Here is a 16,132-nt window from a genome sequence, read left to right as displayed (position 1 = left end):
AGCTGGTAGGGCACACGAATGCCCAGCAGTCTCGTGGGATGTTGTTCGCGCCTATTGCCGATATCAATCGACTGGATATCCGCAGTTGCCCCGATGGTGGCACCTGGCAGTTTCATGTGATGAAGCTGCCAGATGCACCGCGCGCTCGGCTATTTTCATGATCGAACGCAACAACTTCAGCGTGGGCATCCGCAACCTCGGCCTTCGCACAAGTTCAGTGATCGTCTTCCTTGCGTTGGTGGCGCACGGCGAGCACCGTCACGGCGTGATCGCCCTCTATCTCGAACAGGACGACGTAGCGGCAGAGCCGATGGAACGACCGGTTCGAAGCGAAGCGACGGAAGGGACGCGGTTTCATGGGACCGCATGCGTTGCAATTGCGATGCAATTTATCCGTCTTTTTTTGACGTCCTCAAATCAACGCAGATATGGGACGCGGATTCCAGGATTATCCGCCGGAAAGTCCTTGGTGTTGCGCGTCACCAGGAGCGACGCATGCGCATCGGCGGTCGACCAGATTATCGCGTCCGGCAATTTGATCCGGTGGTGCTGTCTTAAGCGAACAGCGCCTTCCGCTATCACATTATCAACCGCGATGATCTGGAAGTTATTCAAGAAGCTTCGCGTCGCTGCTTCGACGTCGGGATCAGCGCCAATCAACACCTCCATCCAAGTGACGACGCTGATGGCACGGCGTCCATAGCGGTCAAGCTCGTCGCGGGCTTCCGGTATGGCGTTGAGGTAGTCGATAAGGATGTTCGTATCGAAGAGCGCTTTCACCATTCGCTTCGAACTTTATCCTGGTATTCGAGCCCATCGATCTTTCTATTACCCCAGAGCCCGAAAGCTTCTGCCTCTTTTGTCCGATCATGACGATCCAGAAAATCGTTGACAGCTTTGCGGATGAGCGAGGCGCGGGAAACCTTCTCGCTCTTCGCCATCTTATCCAGCGCCTTCAACTCGGATTCGACGATATCGACCAGGATACGCATAACGCTCCTTTATATTTGATATATATATGCATATATCATTTTACGCACGCAATCAAGACTATATGAAACCGATCCACCGCCCGGCGATGAGAGCGGTAATCCATACCGCCGCCGAAACCATGGCTGCAATGCGCAGGCTCGCTGCAACGACCACTCCGGCAATCGCCTTTCGCCAGCTGTCCCTGGCATGCACGATGGCGGCATTGGCAACGCCGACTGCCAGCAATCCGATCTTTGCCAAAAATGCTGGGTTTCCGGCATATTCCATCGGCCGGACGCTGAAGAGGCAGAAGCCTGTGACGATCGCCGCCGTCAAACCGACCGCCGCTGCGCGCGACAGGAATGGTCCGACCACCGAAAGCGGGACCAACGGAAAGAAGCCCATCAACCTGAGATCGAGCGGCAGGATGGCGCCGAGCAGCAAACCGATAGACAGGATATGCGAAGCATTGACGAACATGTAAAGCAGCGCTGAACGCCGCAACCCTGCGGCGAGCGGCGTTGCGGCAAGCCATTCCAGAAGTTCGATCGCCATGCGGTCAATTCGTCTGGATTCGGTCGGGATAGATATCGTAGCGCTTCTCGCCGACCGTGATTCGCACGGCCTTCATGCGCTTTTCATTCCGATCCAGCGAACGGTTTCCGATCGCAACGATCGGATCGCCGTTCTTCGCCGAGCCCTCGACGAAGCCGGAGCGCTCCGTCTGGCGCGGATTGCCGAGTTCGACGCGCCACACGCCGTCATCGGCGGTCGCAACGTCAAGCGCGGGATGCGGGCCGCCCATGGAAATCTTCTGGATCGTCCCCCTCAACTCCATCTGCTCGGCCTCGGCCCATGACCAGCCGTGATGCGCCGCAGCGCCGGTCGCGAAAGCTGCCGCGAGGGCCGCGCTCAAGACGATCTGCTTTGTGGATAAGACACGCATTTCAGTTCTCCCTGCCCTTTTCCGAACAGGTCCGAATTGGCGCATGCCGGCGGCTTTGAAAGGCTTTTCACCAAATCTTGAAGCAGGGAGATGATTTCGCGAACCTGCGGCTGCCTATGGAGAGGGAAGAAGCCGCCCGTCAGGCGAGAAGGCGGGTGACCTCTGCGCCTTTTGCCGGCGCGACCGCGTCGGCGATCGTCGTCGAGAACAGCACCTTGCGCGTTGCATCCGCAACTTTGGCGAAGACGCTGCGGATTTTGCAGGTCTGCTCGCCGTCGCAATCGTCGCACTTGCGATAAGCGGTGATCGAAAGGCATGGGAGCGGCGCGATCGGGCCGTCGACGATGCGCAAAATTTCGCCGAAGGTGATCATGTCGGCGGGCTTCAACAGCAGATAGCCGCCCGCCTTGCCACGTCGGCTCGCGACGATGCCCTGATGCTTAAGATCGAGCAGGATCTGCTCGAGGAACTTCTTCGGAATTTTCTGCTGCGCTGCGATGTCCGAAATCATGACGGGCTCGCCGGCATCGGCTTCCGCCAGTACCGTCAGCGCCCGGAGCGCGTATTTTGCTTTCTGCGTAATCATTTTGGACCGTCACACACACGAGCGATGCGACGTGCCGCACCACTTCACAAGCTTACCTATCACCTATTGCACAGCCAGCATGAACGGAATTTGAACGCGCCCGCGAAAGCCTTGGAAGACAAGCATTTTGGCCTTGTTTTTCTTGCCCGGCCAACGGACAGAATTCTACGCTGGAATTGCGCTTCCTGCATCTTTTTCGACATCACTTCAGATTTCGAATTGACAGGCAGCGTGTAACCCTACTAATTTTATAGAGATTAAAACAGCCTCGACAGATTGCTGGCCTGACGCGGCTGCTTTTCTGCATTGCAGCGGCTTCGGAGAGATATTTGCTCCCGTATGCGCCGCTTTCGAAATCCGTTTTTCTGTGCGATCTGCCCTCAAGCTGCGATACTCCGGCCAACATCGAGGACAGGGTTTCCCATGACTGTTGTCAATATCATCGAAGAAGCGGAAACGCTGAATGCGAAACTTGCGACCTTGAGCCTGGCCGAACGTCTGTCGTTTGTCGCCGGCCTAGACGTAAGAGTCGTCTTCACGACATCGCTTGGTATCGAAGACCAGGTGATCACCGCCGAAATCGGCAATCATCGCCTACCGATCGACGTCGTAACGCTGCAGACCGGCCGCCTCTTCCCCGAGACGCTGGCGCTGATCGACGAAACCGAAAGCCAGTACGACATCCACATCACCCGCTACGAGCCAGAGCAGGCCGATATCGACGCCTATGCGGCGAAATACGGCATGAACGGCTTTTACGAGAGCGTCGAAGCCAGGCATGCCTGTTGTGGCGTGCGCAAGCTGAAGCCGCTTGCGCGGGCGCTGGCAGGCGCAACGATCTGGATCACCGGGCTGCGCCGCGGTCAGTCCGCCAACCGCGCGGAAACGCCTTTTGCGGAATATGACGCCGAACGGCACCTCCTGAAGATCAATCCGCTTGCCGACTGGGATATCGAGACAATCAAGTCCTACGTCGCCGACAATAGCGTGCCGGTTAATCCGCTGCATGCCCGCGGCTACCCTTCTATCGGCTGCGAGCCGTGCACGCGCGCCATCAAGCCCGGCGAGCCGGAGCGCGCCGGCCGCTGGTGGTGGGAACAGGATGAAAAGCGCGAATGCGGCCTGCATGTCGGCGAAGAGGCGACAGCGGTTGCAGCACGATAGCCAGGTAGGTGAGTTTGACGGGCCGGACTGCATGGCCCCTCACCCCTAGCCCTCTCCCCGCAAGCGGGGCGAGGGGACGGAAAACGAGCCGCCGAGCGCGGCATTGGGGTGAGGGGCAAATGCCTCCTTGCCAATGATCGAAAGTCTGGAGTAGGAAATGCCCGATAGCCGTCCGGATACGGAACTCAACAATCCACAGAGCGCCAAGCCGCCGCTCGATCCGCACCTGAAGGCTCTGGAAAACGAGTCCATCCATATCTTCCGCGAGGTTGCGGCCGAATTCGAGCGTCCGGTGATGCTCTATTCGATCGGAAAGGACTCGTCGGTGCTGCTGCATCTGGCACGTAAGGCTTTTTATCCGGGCCGCGTGCCCTTCCCGCTGCTGCATGTGAACACCGGCTGGAAATTCCAGGAGATGATCGCCTTTCGCGACGAGACCGCGAAGAAGTATGACCTGGACCTGGTCGAGCACATCAATCCGCGCGGCGCCGCAGAAGGAATCACACCCTTCAGCCACGGCTCCGCGACCTTCACCGACATCATGAAGACCGAGGGGCTGCGCCAAGCGCTCGACGCCGGACAGTTCGACGCAGCCTTCGGCGGCGCGCGCCGCGACGAGGAGGCAAGCCGCGCCAAGGAACGCATCTATTCCTTCCGCACGCCGGACCACCGCTGGGATCCGCGCAACCAGCGGCCCGAGCTCTGGAACATCTACAACGGCCAGATCCGCAAGGGCGAGAGCGTGCGCGCCTTCCCGCTGTCGAACTGGACCGAAGTCGATATCTGGCGCTACATCCAGGCCGAAGACATTCCGCTGGTGCCGCTCTACTATGCGAAGAAGCGCCCCTACGTTGAGCGCGACGGCATGATGATCCTTGCGGAAGACCCGCGGTTGGAACTCCTTCCCGGCGAAGTCCGCCAGGAAGGCATGATCCGTTTCCGCACCCTTGGCGATTTCCCGCTGACGGGTGCCATCCGCTCCACCGCCACCACCCTTGAAGACGTCATAGCGGAGCTGGAAATCGCAACCGTTTCCGAGCGCCAGGGCCGCGCCATCGACCGCGACCAGTCCGGCTCCATGGAAAAGAAGAAGCGTGAAGGATATTTCTGAGATGACTGCAGCAGCACCTGCAACCGCCATCGCCTTGCCTGCCGCCGAGCCGCTGAAGGCCACGCGCGACACGCGGCCGTTGCGCCTCATCACCTGCGGCAGCGTCGACGACGGCAAATCCACGCTGATCGGCCGGTTGCTCTGGGACACCAAGGCCGTCAAGGAAGACCAGGCGGCGACGCTCCAGCGCGATTCCACCGGCAAGCAAAACGATCTCGGCCTGCCCGACTTCGCACTGCTTCTGGACGGCCTGCAGGCGGAGCGCGAACAGGGCATCACCATCGATGTCGCCTATCGCTATTTCCAGACCGACAGGCGCGCCTTCATCGTCGCCGACACGCCCGGCCACGAACAGTACACCCGTAACATGGCAACCGGCGCTTCGACCGCCGATCTTGCCGTGCTGCTCGTCGATGCCCGCGCCGGCATCCTCGAGCAGACGCGACGCCACGCGACGATCGCCTCGCTGCTCGGCATCAAGCAGTTCGTGCTTGCCGTCAACAAGATCGACCTGACCGGCTACGACCGCGCCGGATTCGAGAAGATCACGCACGAGTTCAAGGAATTTGCCCTGTCGCTCGGCGTCAAGCAGATCACCGCGATCCCGATGTCGGCGCTGAAGGGTGAAAACGTCGTCTATTCCGGCCAGGCCGCCATGCCCTGGTACTCGGGACCGACGCTGGTCGAGACGCTGGAGCTTGCCACGGTGCGCTCGTCGCAGACCGTCGGCTTCCGTCTCTCGGTGCAGCGCGTGTCGCGTCCCGGCGAAAGCTTCCGTGGCTATCAAGGCACCGTTGCCGGCGGTTCGGTGAAGCCGGGCGACAGCGTCATGATCCTGCCATCGGGCATGGTCGCCAATGTTTCCAAGATCGTCACCTTCGACCTCGTGCGCAACGCGGCCGTCGCGGGCGACGCAATCACCCTCGTGCTCGACCGACAGGTGGACGTCGCGCGCGGCGACATGATCGTCTCGATCGACAGCCAGCCGCAGGTCGGCCTTGCCTTCGACGCGCAGATCGTGGCGCTGCAGCCGGAAGGCATCGAGGCCGGTAAGCGCTACTGGCTGAAGAGCGGCAGCCGCCGCCAGCGGGTCCAGGTGCAGCCCCTCAGCCAGTTGGAGCTGAAGACCGGCGCCTGGAACGTGGCCGAGCGGCTTTACATGAATGCCATCGGCAAAGTGCGCCTCGCCTTCGATGAAGCGGCGATCTTCGATCCTTATGAGCAGAACCGCTCCTCCGGCTCCTTCATCCTCATCGACCCGGACACCAACAATACGGTCGCCGGCGGCATGGTGACCGGCAAGCGCTCGGAACTCGGCGGACTTCACACCGGTGACGCGCGCGTCATCCTCTCGCTTCCCGCCGACCTCGCCGAGCAGATTATGGCGAGCGAGATCTTCGCAACCCGCCGCGACGAGGCGCATGTGCACCGGATGACCGCAGCGGAAGCGGCGGAACTCTGGAAAAACGCCGCAAGCGATATCTGAGACTGAAGATGGGGCCGGACGGCCCCTTTTTCTTGCCGTGTCGAGGCGCGCGTTACGCATCTGGCGCAAACGGATCGCTGCACGCAGTGTGCGGCGCAAATACTCGCCGGGGATCAGGGAAATTCGGGAAAATCGACTGGTCGGAGTGGAGTGATTCGAACACTCGACCCCCACGTCCCGAACGTGGTGCGCTACCAGACTGCGCTACACTCCGTGACCAGCGGCGCCTCTATAGACCGGCCCATCTTATTGCGCAAGCACCAAATTTCAAAACCCGGCGCATTTTTGACAGAGGGGTGACAGGGCCTGGCGCAGCCTAAAACTGCAACAAAAAGCCACACTCGCGGCAAATTTCGCCATCGCGAAGACAGGGCAATTTTCTTTTGCCGGGTTCCGCGCTAAAGCGCTCCACGGGACAAGCGGAAACCGTTGGCAGTCAGCGATTCCCGCCGTCGAATGCGCGACAAATTCAGGGACGATTAGATGAAACTCCGCACCACTGCCGCGGTCGGGCTTGCCATTGCGCTTGCCGGCTGCACGACCATTCCTTCTGCAGGCGATCCGATTTCCGCACGCTGGACCGGCCAGTCGGCCGGCAAGTTCTTCGCCGCCTACGGCCCGCCGATCGCAGATACCGAAAACGGCTCGGCCACCGTCTATACTTGGAAGGGCGGCTACAAGAGGATCCGCGTCCCGGCGAAATATGCCGAAGGCGAAAACGGCAAGCGCGGCAAGCAGATCGCTGCCGCCCGCACGCTCTATCTCCGCTGCCAGGCCGAAGTCACCGCCGATTCCAGCTACACCATCCGCTCCATCCGCACAGTCGGCGACATCCCGGGCGAAAACAGCAAGTCCTATTGTGCGGAGTTTCTGGCGCCGGAAACGGCTCAGTAGCCGAGTTTCGCGGCCAGTATCAGTGCGGAGAAGGCAGCCTGCAGGTTGCCTTTTCTTTCATTGGCTATTTCGACGACGAGACATGCAGACTGGAACAACGTCCAAACTGTAGTGCTCCCCGATTTTGAGACAAAAGCATGGTAACAGTTCTCCGTTAGGAGAACTAATGAGGACGGACGATCCTGGGCAGCGGTTTAGTCGCGAGGTTAAGCTGGCAGCGGTTCAGGCAGGCGCCAATGTCAGCAAGCTTGCTCGCGTTGGGGATTTCGCGCAAGAGCCTTTATCAGTGGCAAAAGCTCTTGCAACAGCGGCAAGAGACACCAGACGCAATTCACGGCCGGGAGAACTGTTACCGGTTGCTGTCTCACCAAATGGGTGCAGTCCACTATGTCTCAGGAATAAACCGTAACCTATGTGTCCGGTATGGACCCCGAACAGTCTTGGCTGGGGCGCCAGGATTCGAACCTGGGAATGCCGGTACCAAAAACCGGTGCCTTACCGCTTGGCGACGCCCCACCACAGCTTGAGAGCGGAAACCCGCTTTGCCGGAAGCGAGGCCTGATTAGCAAAGGTCCGGCCGCCTCACAATCACTAACTTGCGCTTCCGGCATATTTCTGTGCGCTTCTTCCTGCGCCGTGCTACGTCTTGGTTCGCCCGATCAAAGTCTCAGGAGAGATGATGAGCCAGTACCGTGCCCGCCCGCCTGCCCTTGCGACGCTTCTTCTCGACGATGCCGTGGTGCGCATCACGCGCTGGGATTTCGAGCCGGGCGCGGATACCGGCGTGCATACCCACGGGCTCGGCTATGTCGTCGTGCCGATGACTGATTGCAAATTCCTGCTCGAGGATCGGAATGGCAGCCGGCGCGTCGACGTGGCCAAGGGTGCTGCCTACCGGCGCGAGGCGGGCGCGGAGCACAATGTCGTCAATGCCGGAAGCGAGCCGATGTCCTTTATCGAGATAGAATACAAGTAAACCATGCCCAGCCCGACATTCGATCTTGCCTTCGAGCCTCACTATGGCCGCGCGGTGGACGTTGCGCCGGGGGTCCAGCGCATCACGGCCAACAATCCGAGCCCTTTCACCTTCCACGGCACCAACAGCTACATCGTCGGTACCTCATCCGTCGCCGTCATCGATCCGGGGCCTGAGAACGAGGCGCATTTTGAGGCACTGATCAAGGCGCTCAACGGCCGGACGGTCACGCATATAGTCATCACCCATACGCATCGCGACCACTCGCCGCTTGCCGCGAAGTTGCAGAAAGAGACAGGCGCCATCACCGTCGGCGAAGGTATGCACCGCGCAGCAAGGCCGCTCTATGACGGCGAGGTCAATCCCTTTGCCGAAAGCTCCGATACGCGTTTCGTGCCGGATATCTCGGTTGGCGACGGCGAGACCATCAAGGGTGACGGCTGGGCGCTGACGGCGGTGCTGACACCGGGACACGCCGCAAACCACGCGACTTTCGCGCTCGAAGGCACCGGCATCCTCTTTTCTGGCGACCATGTCATGGCCTGGGCGACCTCCATCGTTGCGCCGCCGGATGGCTCGATGGCCGATTACATGGCCTCGCTCGACAAGCTTATAGCACGCCGCGACCACCTGCTTTTACCGGGCCATGGCGGGCCGGTGAAACGTCCCGTCTCCTTCATGCGGGCGCTGAAGACGCACCGGCGCATGCGCGAGCGCGCCGTCGTGGAGCGGATTAAGGCGGGCGACCGGCTGATCCCCGACATGGTGAAGGTGATCTACCGCGACACAGACCCCAGGCTGCACGGCGCGGCGGCACTCTCCGTCTTCGCGCATATCGAGGACTTGGTGGAACGCGGCATCGTGCAGGCGGACGGACCGCCTTCGCTCTTCGGGGCGTATCGACTGTCTGCTGGAGAGGGACGATGAGACGGAATGACTATAGCTATCGGAGCGATGCCGCTGTTCCGGCCTTTCCGGACGACAAGCCGCTCATCATCTTCGACGGCGAATGCGTCTTCTGCTCCCGCTGGGTGAAATTTGCGCTGAAGCACGACAAGGCCGGGCGTTACCGCTTCCTTGCCGCGCAATCGCCGCTCGGCACGGCACTTTACCGGCACTACGGCCTGGATGAGCGGCACTACGAGACGAATATCCTGCTCGAAGACGGCCGCGCGCATTTCAAATCCGAGGGTTCGATCCGCATGATTGCCCGGCTCGGCTTTCCCTGGTCGCTCGTCAGTATCCTTTACATCCTGCCGCGCCCGTTTGCCGACCGGCTCTATGAGTTCGTCGCCAGAAACCGCCTGAAGATCGCCGGGCGCCGGACAACCTGCTATGTGCCTTCGCCCGAGGAACGGAGCCGCTTCCTGGGATGAGCGGTGCAGCACTTCGCATTCTCATCATCGGCGGCTATGGCACCTTCGGCGCCAGGCTGTCGCAGCTTCTTTGCGACGACGAGCGCTTCTGCCTGCTGATTGGAGGACGTTCGCTTGCCAAGGCGGTTGCTTTCGTGTCCAGCCTGGGCGGCAAAGCCGGCAAGGAGCCGGTGGAGTTCGACCGCAACGGCGATGTTTACAAGCAGCTGTCAGCGGTCGCGCCCGCCGTGACCGTAGACGCTTCCGGACCGTTTCAGACGATGGGCGGCGACACCTATCGCGTGCCGAGAGCCTGCATATCTCTCGGCATCGACTACGCCGATCTGGCAGACAGCCGCGAATTCGTCCGCGGGATCGCAGAGCTCGACGCGAAAGCGCGGGCGGCAGGCGTATTCGTTCTGTCGGGGCTGAGCAGCTTTCCGGCTCTCTCCTTTGCCGCGCTCGACCGTCTGGCACAGGATTTTTCGCGGATCGACCATGTTTCATCGGGTATCGCGCCCTCGCCGCATGCCGACATCGGCCCCAACGTCATCCGGGCGATTGCGAGCTATGCCGGAAAGCCCGTGCCGGTCCTTCGCAACGGCATTTCCGCGACCGGCCTTGGGCTGATCGAATGGCATCGGGTGACGGTCGCACCGCCGGGATGCATCCCGCTCAAAAGCGGACGTTTCAGACTGGTTGACGCACCGGACCTCGATCTTCTGCCTCAGCGGTTCGAAGGCCTGTCATCAATATTCACCGGTGCGGCAACAAAGCCGCAGTGCTTGCAACGGCTGCTGGCCGCAACGGCGCAACTGGTGCGGCTCAAGCTTCTTCCCTCCCTACTGCCATTTGCCCCGTTGATGCATCGGGCAAGCAAGCTCCTCGCCTCCGGCGAACACAGGGGCGGCATGTTCGTCCGCGCCTCGGGATCGGATCGGGCCGGCCAGCCGCTCGAAGCAAGCTGGCATCTGGTCGCGGAAGGCGATGACGGGCCGTTCATCCCTGTCACCGGGCTGGAGGCCATGATCCGAAAGCTGGCGAATGGCAATCGACCGGCCGATGGTGCGCGGTCGGCGGCCGGCGAATTTCTTCTTGAAGCGTTCGAAAGATGCTTCGAGCGTTTCGCCATCCACAGCGGCACGCGCCACGTTCGGCCGGGAGAGGTGGACCTGCCTCTCTACCGGCGCCTGCTCGGCTCGGCCTGGGAACGGCTGCCCCGTGCAATTGCCGCGACGCATGACACAAGCGAAGGCGGGCACAGGCTCTCCGGCCGTGCACGCGTGGAGCGCGGGACCGGCTTCCTGGCCTCGATCATCGCTGCCGCCGTGGGCTTTCCGAAAGCGCAGGATGATGTTGCGGTCCGCGTATGTTTCACCACCAAAGGCAGAATAGAGTTCTGGACACGCGATTTCGGCGGTGCAGAGTTTCGCAGCGTACAACTGGAGGGCCATGGGCGCGATGCGCATCTGCTCGCTGAAGATTTCGGGCCTTTCCGGATTCTCATGGCTGTGGTCCCGGATGGCGCCAAGCTCCGTTTCGTCGTTCGCGGCTGGCGATTTTTCGGCATCCCCCTGCCTTTGGTGCTAGCGCCCGGCGGCGATATCTACGAGGAGGAGCGCGAAAGCCGGTTCCATTTTCATGTGGAGGTCGGCGGGCCGCTGACCGGGCTGATCGTGAGGTATGCCGGATGGCTGGAAGAAGAAGGCGGTTGAGCCTTCGTCTTACCCCGCAATGCCCAGCAATTCCATATCGAGGGCTTCGAGATAATGGTCGGCGATTTCGGTGCTGAGGCCGAGGTCGTGCTGGCCGTAGCGGGAGGCGACGCGGATGTCGACGAAAGTGGTTTCGGCTTCTTCGCGCAGCCGGATGACGACGTCGAAGTGCAGGCCGGTGATGAGCGTGCGGGTTTCGCCCTGAAGCGTCACGCCGTTTGCGTCGCGAATAAGCTTTGCGACATCATCCTCATAGGGCCTCGGCGTGGGAACGGGAACCTGATCGGGCGCTTCGGCGACGGCATCGCCATCGGGCTCGGGCCTTGCCGGCGCATCCTCGAGATCGCGGACCGGTTCGCCTTCGCCGGCACTTCCGGTGATCGTGATGCCATCCAGCTTCGCCACTTTCCTGACCGCTTCGAGCACGCGGTCGATCGCGCCTTCATAACGCCGGCCGGTCAGTTCCGGATAAGCGAGGAGCTGCTGTTCGCGCTCCTGCGGCGACACGTCGGGATTGCGTTTCATCCAGATCTGATCGGCATGTGGCGACGAAAGCCAGTCTGGCGCTGAAACGACATCCGTCGACACGTCATAGATGGCCGGCAGCGTGAAATAGCGCTCAGCGATAAAACCGCCGAAACCCAAGGGAAGGATCGCAAAGATCAGCGCTTTCAACGCATCGAGGCCGCCTTCCGCTCCGGTCGCCCAGAGGCTTCTGAGACCGACGGCCGCAAGCATGGCGGCAAGCAGCGCAAAGCCGATGGAGACAAGCAGCAGGAGCACGAGATAGGGCGTGGCAAGCCCGCCGAACCGGTGCGCGACCAGCACCGCGACCCAGAGGACCAATGCAAACGCCCCGAAGCGCCGCGCAAAGCGGGCCGAATTGGAAACGGGGCGGTCAAAGCGGATGGCCATCAAACTTACCGGTTATTCGCGGGCGCAAACCGCCTGCGAGGGCGCAAGAAGCACCCACACTTGTTTATGGCAAGATTCGCCTAAATTGAAACTGTTGTCTCCGCGCAGGGGCCGCAATCCACCAAAAGGCGGTGGTGGCTTTAATAAGTAACATCTGATATGTCACTAAAAAGACGGCTCCGGCGGATTTGCCGATAACGGGAAGGATCAGGAGAAGAGTGATGCTTTCATCGGAAACAACCGAAAGACCACAGGCATCATCGCTTGGCGCAAGCGATCCATCCGAGTCCTTCCTGCCGATGGAGCTTCTTGAGCTCGAGCTTTCGCTCGAAGGCTACGACGGCGGCGAAGAGGGCTTCTGCGAGGCCGTGCGCGCGGCTGCCGCCAATGCAAACGGCGAATTCCTGTTCGATCTTCCGGCAGCCGGGCTCATCGAGGATTGCCGGCGCATCGCGGTTCTGCGCATCCCGTCGGCGAGCACCAAAATGCGTGTCGTGCTTGCCGTTCTCGATACCAATGGCTCGGAAATCCGCGTGCAGGCGCCGGATCAGGAGACCGCACATCTCGTGCAGTTCGCCGATGCCTTCATCGAGGTGCTGGAACGAATCTGAACTCAGCCGCGTTTTCCGATGTTTGTTGACGTGAGCCGGCAAATCGCCTCTTGTCTGGCGACCCGGTTCATGCATCGGAGAATGTGCTATGCGTCTTTCCGCTCTTTCCCTGTCCCTCGCCGCCATCGCGATCAGCCTTTCGGCCTGCCAGACTCTCACGCCGGAAGAACAGCGGGCTGCCGACGAGCGGCGATGCCTCAGCTACGGCTTCAGGCGCGGCACCGACGCGTTTGCCACCTGCCTGCAGCGCATTGATCTCGACAGGCGCGCCGACGCGCGGGCATTTCGCGCGCAGGCAGATGAAAACTTCGACGACTTCACCCGGCCGATCTACTATCCGCGCTATTACCGCCGCTGACCGTTGCTGATGACCGCCTGAGCTGCCGCGAGCCGGGCAATCGGCACGCGAAACGGCGAACAGGAGACATAATCGAGGCCGATTGTCTCACAGAAATGGATCGAGGCGGGATCGCCGCCGTGCTCGCCGCAGATGCCGAGCTTCATGTCGTTGCGTGTGCGCCTGCCGCGTTCTGCAGCGATGCTGATCAACTCGCCGACGCCGTCGAAATCCAGCGAGATGAAAGGATCGTGCTCGATGATCCCCTTGCGCTGGTAAGTCGGGAGGAAGGCGGAGGCATCGTCGCGCGAAATGCCGAAGGTCGTCTGCGTCAAGTCGTTGGTGCCGAAGGAGAAGAACTCGGCGGCCTCGGCGATCTTGTGCGCGCGCAGGGCTGCCCGCGGCAACTCGATCATCGTGCCGACGAGATAATCGATCTTCATGCCAGCCTCGGTCATCACCTCCCCGGCAACCGCGTCGATCCGTTCCTTGACATAATCCAATTCCGAACGAAGGCCGACGAGCGGCACCATGATTTCCGGGACGACGGCCGCCCCCGTTTCCTGCGCGGCGGCAATAGCCGCCTCGAAAATGGCGCGCGCCTGCATTTCGACGATTTCGGGATGGGAAATGGCAAGCCGGCAGCCGCGGTGGCCGAGCATCGGGTTGAATTCGTGCAGCGCATCGACACGCTGGCGGAGTGCGGCCGCCTCCATGCCCATGGCAGCCGCGACATCCACGACCTCTTCCTCGGTCTTCGGCAGGAATTCGTGGAGCGGCGGATCGAGCAAGCGGATCGTCACCGGCAGGCCGTGCATGACGGTGAAGAGGCCGGTGAAATCCAACCGCTGCATTGGCAGCAGCTTGTCGAGCGCGGCACGCCTGCCCTTCTCGTCTTCGGCAAGGATCATCTCACGCATGACATGGATGCGCTCGCCTTCGAAGAACATGTGTTCGGTGCGGCAAAGGCCGATACCTTCCGCGCCGAAGGCACGCGCAGCGCGCGCGTCGGCGGGGGTATCGGCATTGGTGCGCACCGTCATGCGGCGGAGCCTGTCGGCCCAGCCCATGATGCGGCCGAAATCCCCGGAAAGCTCCGGCTGGATCATCGGAACCTCGCCCCTCAGCACCTGCCCGGCCGAGCCATCGATGGTGATGATGTCGCCCTTTTTCAGCGTCACCCCAACACCGATAAGGCGCTCGTTGCGGAGATCGATGCGCATAGTTCCGGCGCCGACCACGCAAGGGACGCCCATGCCGCGGGCGACCACCGCGGCGTGGCTGGTCATACCGCCGCGCGTGGTGAGGATACCTTCTGCGGCATGCATGCCGTGGATATCCTCCGGGCTCGTTTCGACGCGGAGCAAAATGACCTTGCGGCCCTCCTCCTCCGCCTCGACCGCCTCTTCCGCGGTGAAGACGATCGCGCCGGTCGCAGCCCCCGGCGAAGCCGGCAATCCGGTGCCTATCACCTGGCGGTCTACGCGCGGATCGATCGTCGGGTGCAGAAGCTGGTCGAGCGTTGACGGCTCGATGCGCAGCACCGCCTGCTCTTCGGTGATCAGCTTTTCATCCACCATATCGACGGCGATCTTCATCGCCGCCTTTGTCGAGCGCTTGCCGGAGCGCGTCTGCAGCATCCAGAGCTTGCCGCGCTCGATGGTGAATTCGATGTCCTGCATGTCGCGGTAGTGCGCTTCGAGCTCGGTGCAGATATGGGTGAGTTCCTCGAAAGCCTCTGGCATCAGCTTTTCCAGCGATGGACGGTCGGAACCGGAGTTGATGCGTCCCTCCTCCGTAATGCTTTGGGGCGTGCGGATGCCGGCGACCACGTCTTCGCCTTGCGCATTGACAAGGAATTCGCCGTAGAGCGACCTTTCGCCGGTCGAGGGGTTGCGCGTAAAGGCGACGCCGGTTGCCGACGCATTGCCGAGATTGCCGAAGACCATGGCCTGGACGTTGACGGCCGTGCCCCAGCCTCCCGGAATGTTGTGGAGCTGGCGATAGGTGACGGCGCGCGCGCTCATCCAGCTTGCGAAGACGGCACCGATGGCACCCCAGAGCTGCTCTTCGGGATCCTGCGGGAATTCCTCGCCGAGTTCCTCCTCGATCAGCTCCTTATACAGCGAAACGACATGCTGCCAGTCACTGGCTGTCAGCTCGGTTTCGAGCTCATGGCCGAGACGCGCCTTCTGGTCTTCCAGGATCTCCTCGAAAATTTCGTGATCGAGGCCCATGACGACATCCGCATACATCTGGATGAAGCGGCGGTAGCTATCCCAGGCAAACCGGGCGTCGCCCGCATCATGTCCCAGCGCCTGCACGGTTTCGTCGTTGAGGCCGAGATTGAGAACCGTATCCATCATGCCCGGCATGGAAATGCGGGCGCCTGAGCGGACGGACAAGAGCAGCGGCCGGTCCTTTGCGCCGAACTGCCGGCCAGTCGCCTTCTCGATCGTCTCCAGTCCGCGGCGGATTTCATCTTTCAGGCCGGCATCGATCCGTCTGCCGAGCGTGTAATAAGCGCTGCATGCATCGGCGACGATGGTGAAGCCCGGCGGCACCGGCAGGCCCAGGCTGCACATCTCGGCCAGATTGGCGCCCTTACCGCCCAAAACGTCATGGTCCCGTGCGCGACCTTCCGCCTGCCCGTTGCCGAACGTATAGACCAGTTTGGTCATCTTCCCCCCGATCAAAATCAGGACCAGCTTATTCCCTTGGTCCTGAAATGAAAATCGACAAATACGGCGAAATGTTGCACCGCACAATGGATGCTCGCCGTTTCGAACCGATTGATTGGAATTGGGAAGAAAAAAAGCTTTGCGGGACTGCAACAACCGTCCCGCAAAGCCTTGTTTCCGTCCAGCCAGGAAACTGGACGGGGGGTACATTAAACCGGGAAAATCCGACTGCCCTTATTCGGTATGCCACCCGGTCGATCCAACATGCGCATAAGCCCGCATCTCAGGTCCGCCATCTAGAAACAACTTCTAATTCAATTCTGGAAAAAGAGCATCACCCAATTGGGTTAACGCGCCCTTTGGGACGTGACCTTTTTTGGGTA

The 16,132-nt window shown here is 61.2% G+C and carries 18 protein-coding genes and 2 tRNA genes; 10 read left to right on the top strand and 10 right to left on the bottom strand.

Annotated features, from left to right (window positions below):
• Positions 1 to 214 precede the first annotated feature (214 nt).
• The 6 genes from QA644_RS03455 to QA644_RS03430 all read right to left on the bottom strand — a co-directional run bounded on the left by QA644_RS03455 (position 215) and on the right by QA644_RS03430 (position 2,504).
• Positions 215 to 358 carry a type II toxin-antitoxin system RelE/ParE family toxin gene (locus QA644_RS03455; protein ID WP_283071086.1) on the bottom strand — a complete coding sequence of 48 codons (144 nt, stop codon included), beginning with the start codon at positions 356 to 358 and terminating at the stop codon, positions 215 to 217.
• A gap of 59 nt (positions 359 to 417) precedes the next feature.
• Positions 418 to 783 carry a type II toxin-antitoxin system VapC family toxin gene (locus tag QA644_RS03450; protein ID WP_283071085.1) on the bottom strand — a complete coding sequence of 122 codons (366 nt, stop codon included), beginning with the start codon at positions 781 to 783 and terminating at the stop codon, positions 418 to 420.
• The gene (locus QA644_RS03445; RefSeq protein WP_194729179.1) at positions 777 to 992 is read right to left on the bottom strand and encodes a CopG family transcriptional regulator; all 216 of its coding nucleotides are present in this window, start codon (positions 990 to 992) and stop codon (positions 777 to 779) included. Before QA644_RS03445 ends, QA644_RS03450 begins: the two co-directional genes overlap by 7 nt.
• 58 nt (positions 993 to 1,050) lie before the next feature.
• Positions 1,051 to 1,527 carry a DUF6644 family protein gene (locus QA644_RS03440; RefSeq protein ID WP_074066966.1) on the bottom strand — a complete coding sequence of 159 codons (477 nt, stop codon included), beginning with the start codon at positions 1,525 to 1,527 and terminating at the stop codon, positions 1,051 to 1,053.
• Positions 1,528 to 1,531: 4 nt separating this feature from the next.
• A complete protein-coding gene (locus tag QA644_RS03435) occupies positions 1,532 to 1,918 on the bottom strand; it encodes a DUF6152 family protein (RefSeq protein WP_028739821.1) in 387 nt (128 codons plus the stop codon).
• 139 nt (positions 1,919 to 2,057) lie between these two features.
• The gene (locus QA644_RS03430) at positions 2,058 to 2,504 is read right to left on the bottom strand and encodes an Rrf2 family transcriptional regulator (RefSeq protein WP_022716377.1); all 447 of its coding nucleotides are present in this window, start codon (positions 2,502 to 2,504) and stop codon (positions 2,058 to 2,060) included.
• A 423-nt stretch (positions 2,505 to 2,927) separates the two neighbouring features.
• Between QA644_RS03430 and QA644_RS03425 the strand changes: the two genes are divergently transcribed.
• From QA644_RS03425 to cysN, 3 genes are all read left to right on the top strand, one after another.
• Positions 2,928 to 3,668, top strand: a complete 741-nt coding sequence (locus QA644_RS03425; protein WP_074066964.1) for a phosphoadenylyl-sulfate reductase — start codon at positions 2,928 to 2,930, stop codon at positions 3,666 to 3,668.
• A gap of 157 nt (positions 3,669 to 3,825) precedes the next feature.
• Entirely contained in the window at positions 3,826 to 4,779 is a 954-nt protein-coding gene (gene cysD, locus QA644_RS03420; protein ID WP_022716380.1) for a sulfate adenylyltransferase subunit CysD, read from the top strand.
• Position 4,780: 1 nt separating this feature from the next.
• On the top strand, positions 4,781 to 6,265 hold the full coding sequence (gene cysN, locus QA644_RS03415) for a sulfate adenylyltransferase subunit CysN (RefSeq protein WP_239595117.1): 1,485 nt from the start codon (positions 4,781 to 4,783) through the stop codon (positions 6,263 to 6,265).
• Between the two features lie 137 nt (positions 6,266 to 6,402).
• Here cysN and QA644_RS03410 read toward each other — a convergent pair.
• A tRNA-Pro gene (locus QA644_RS03410) sits at positions 6,403 to 6,479 on the bottom strand.
• A 269-nt stretch (positions 6,480 to 6,748) separates the two neighbouring features.
• Between QA644_RS03410 and QA644_RS03405 the strand changes: the two genes are divergently transcribed.
• Positions 6,749 to 7,159, top strand: a complete 411-nt coding sequence (locus tag QA644_RS03405) for a hypothetical protein (protein WP_074066941.1) — start codon at positions 6,749 to 6,751, stop codon at positions 7,157 to 7,159.
• 441 nt (positions 7,160 to 7,600) lie between these two features.
• Here QA644_RS03405 and QA644_RS03400 read toward each other — a convergent pair.
• Positions 7,601 to 7,675, bottom strand: a tRNA-Gln gene (locus tag QA644_RS03400).
• 163 nt (positions 7,676 to 7,838) lie between these two features.
• Here QA644_RS03400 and QA644_RS03395 point away from each other — a divergent pair.
• Genes QA644_RS03395 through QA644_RS03380 form a run of 4 tightly spaced genes read left to right on the top strand, consistent with a single transcriptional unit; the run spans position 7,839 to position 11,205 of the window.
• Positions 7,839 to 8,135, top strand: a complete 297-nt coding sequence (locus QA644_RS03395; protein ID WP_194729174.1) for a cupin domain-containing protein — start codon at positions 7,839 to 7,841, stop codon at positions 8,133 to 8,135.
• A gap of 3 nt (positions 8,136 to 8,138) precedes the next feature.
• Positions 8,139 to 9,062: an MBL fold metallo-hydrolase gene (locus tag QA644_RS03390; RefSeq protein WP_283071077.1), complete on the top strand. Its 924-nt coding sequence runs from the start codon at positions 8,139 to 8,141 to the stop codon at positions 9,060 to 9,062.
• A complete protein-coding gene (locus tag QA644_RS03385; RefSeq protein ID WP_194729172.1) occupies positions 9,059 to 9,511 on the top strand; it encodes a DCC1-like thiol-disulfide oxidoreductase family protein in 453 nt (150 codons plus the stop codon). Before QA644_RS03390 ends, QA644_RS03385 begins: the two co-directional genes overlap by 4 nt.
• Positions 9,508 to 11,205: an SDR family oxidoreductase gene (locus tag QA644_RS03380; RefSeq protein WP_283071075.1), complete on the top strand. Its 1,698-nt coding sequence runs from the start codon at positions 9,508 to 9,510 to the stop codon at positions 11,203 to 11,205. Before QA644_RS03385 ends, QA644_RS03380 begins: the two co-directional genes overlap by 4 nt.
• 9 nt (positions 11,206 to 11,214) lie before the next feature.
• On the opposite strand, the gene QA644_RS03375 is transcribed toward QA644_RS03380, so the two are convergent.
• Complete coding sequence (locus QA644_RS03375; protein ID WP_239595125.1) at positions 11,215 to 12,120, bottom strand: DUF1499 domain-containing protein; 906 nt, start codon at positions 12,118 to 12,120, stop codon at positions 11,215 to 11,217.
• Positions 12,121 to 12,341: 221 nt separating this feature from the next.
• On the opposite strand from QA644_RS03375, the gene QA644_RS03370 reads away from it, so the two are divergent.
• Both QA644_RS03370 and QA644_RS03365 read left to right on the top strand, forming a co-directional pair.
• Positions 12,342 to 12,731 (top strand): hypothetical protein, encoded by a 390-nt coding sequence (locus QA644_RS03370; RefSeq protein WP_039844224.1) that lies wholly within the window; start codon positions 12,342 to 12,344, stop codon positions 12,729 to 12,731.
• 88 nt (positions 12,732 to 12,819) lie between these two features.
• Complete coding sequence (locus tag QA644_RS03365; protein ID WP_074066934.1) at positions 12,820 to 13,089, top strand: hypothetical protein; 270 nt, start codon at positions 12,820 to 12,822, stop codon at positions 13,087 to 13,089.
• Here the strand turns inward: QA644_RS03365 and ppdK are convergent.
• On the bottom strand, positions 13,077 to 15,749 hold the full coding sequence (ppdK, locus tag QA644_RS03360) for a pyruvate, phosphate dikinase (RefSeq protein WP_194729169.1): 2,673 nt from the start codon (positions 15,747 to 15,749) through the stop codon (positions 13,077 to 13,079). The genes QA644_RS03365 and ppdK overlap by 13 nt on opposite strands.
• Positions 15,750 to 16,132 lie beyond the last annotated feature (383 nt).

Source organism: Rhizobium sp. CC1099 (assembly GCF_029714385.1).
Classification (GTDB): domain Bacteria; phylum Pseudomonadota; class Alphaproteobacteria; order Rhizobiales; family Rhizobiaceae; genus Rhizobium.
Note: the sequence above shows the minus strand (reverse complement) of the source record. Positions and strands in the feature narration are given on the sequence as shown.

Bases quoted from the DNA above. Each gene is read 5' to 3' on its own strand.
- QA644_RS03455 (WP_283071086.1), bottom strand. From the start codon at position 358: ATGAAACCGCGTCCCTTCCGTCGCTTCGCTTCGAACCGGTCGTTCCAT.
- QA644_RS03450 (WP_283071085.1), bottom strand. From the start codon at position 783: ATGGTGAAAGCGCTCTTCGATACGAACATCCTTATCGACTACCTCAAC.
- QA644_RS03440 (WP_074066966.1), bottom strand. From the start codon at position 1,527: ATGGCGATCGAACTTCTGGAATGGCTTGCCGCAACGCCGCTCGCCGCA.
- QA644_RS03425 (WP_074066964.1), top strand. From the start codon at position 2,928: ATGACTGTTGTCAATATCATCGAAGAAGCGGAAACGCTGAATGCGAAA.
- QA644_RS03365 (WP_074066934.1), top strand. From the start codon at position 12,820: ATGCGTCTTTCCGCTCTTTCCCTGTCCCTCGCCGCCATCGCGATCAGC.
- QA644_RS03445 (WP_194729179.1), bottom strand. From the start codon at position 992: ATGCGTATCCTGGTCGATATCGTCGAATCCGAGTTGAAGGCGCTGGAT.
- QA644_RS03430 (WP_022716377.1), bottom strand. From the start codon at position 2,504: ATGATTACGCAGAAAGCAAAATACGCGCTCCGGGCGCTGACGGTACTG.
- QA644_RS03380 (WP_283071075.1), top strand. From the start codon at position 9,508: ATGAGCGGTGCAGCACTTCGCATTCTCATCATCGGCGGCTATGGCACC.
- QA644_RS03435 (WP_028739821.1), bottom strand. From the start codon at position 1,918: ATGCGTGTCTTATCCACAAAGCAGATCGTCTTGAGCGCGGCCCTCGCG.
- QA644_RS03390 (WP_283071077.1), top strand. From the start codon at position 8,139: ATGCCCAGCCCGACATTCGATCTTGCCTTCGAGCCTCACTATGGCCGC.
- cysD (WP_022716380.1), top strand. From the start codon at position 3,826: ATGCCCGATAGCCGTCCGGATACGGAACTCAACAATCCACAGAGCGCC.
- QA644_RS03385 (WP_194729172.1), top strand. From the start codon at position 9,059: ATGAGACGGAATGACTATAGCTATCGGAGCGATGCCGCTGTTCCGGCC.
- QA644_RS03375 (WP_239595125.1), bottom strand. From the start codon at position 12,120: ATGGCCATCCGCTTTGACCGCCCCGTTTCCAATTCGGCCCGCTTTGCG.
- ppdK (WP_194729169.1), bottom strand. From the start codon at position 15,749: ATGACCAAACTGGTCTATACGTTCGGCAACGGGCAGGCGGAAGGTCGC.
- QA644_RS03395 (WP_194729174.1), top strand. From the start codon at position 7,839: ATGAGCCAGTACCGTGCCCGCCCGCCTGCCCTTGCGACGCTTCTTCTC.
- QA644_RS03370 (WP_039844224.1), top strand. From the start codon at position 12,342: ATGCTTTCATCGGAAACAACCGAAAGACCACAGGCATCATCGCTTGGC.
- cysN (WP_239595117.1), top strand. From the start codon at position 4,781: ATGACTGCAGCAGCACCTGCAACCGCCATCGCCTTGCCTGCCGCCGAG.
- QA644_RS03405 (WP_074066941.1), top strand. From the start codon at position 6,749: ATGAAACTCCGCACCACTGCCGCGGTCGGGCTTGCCATTGCGCTTGCC.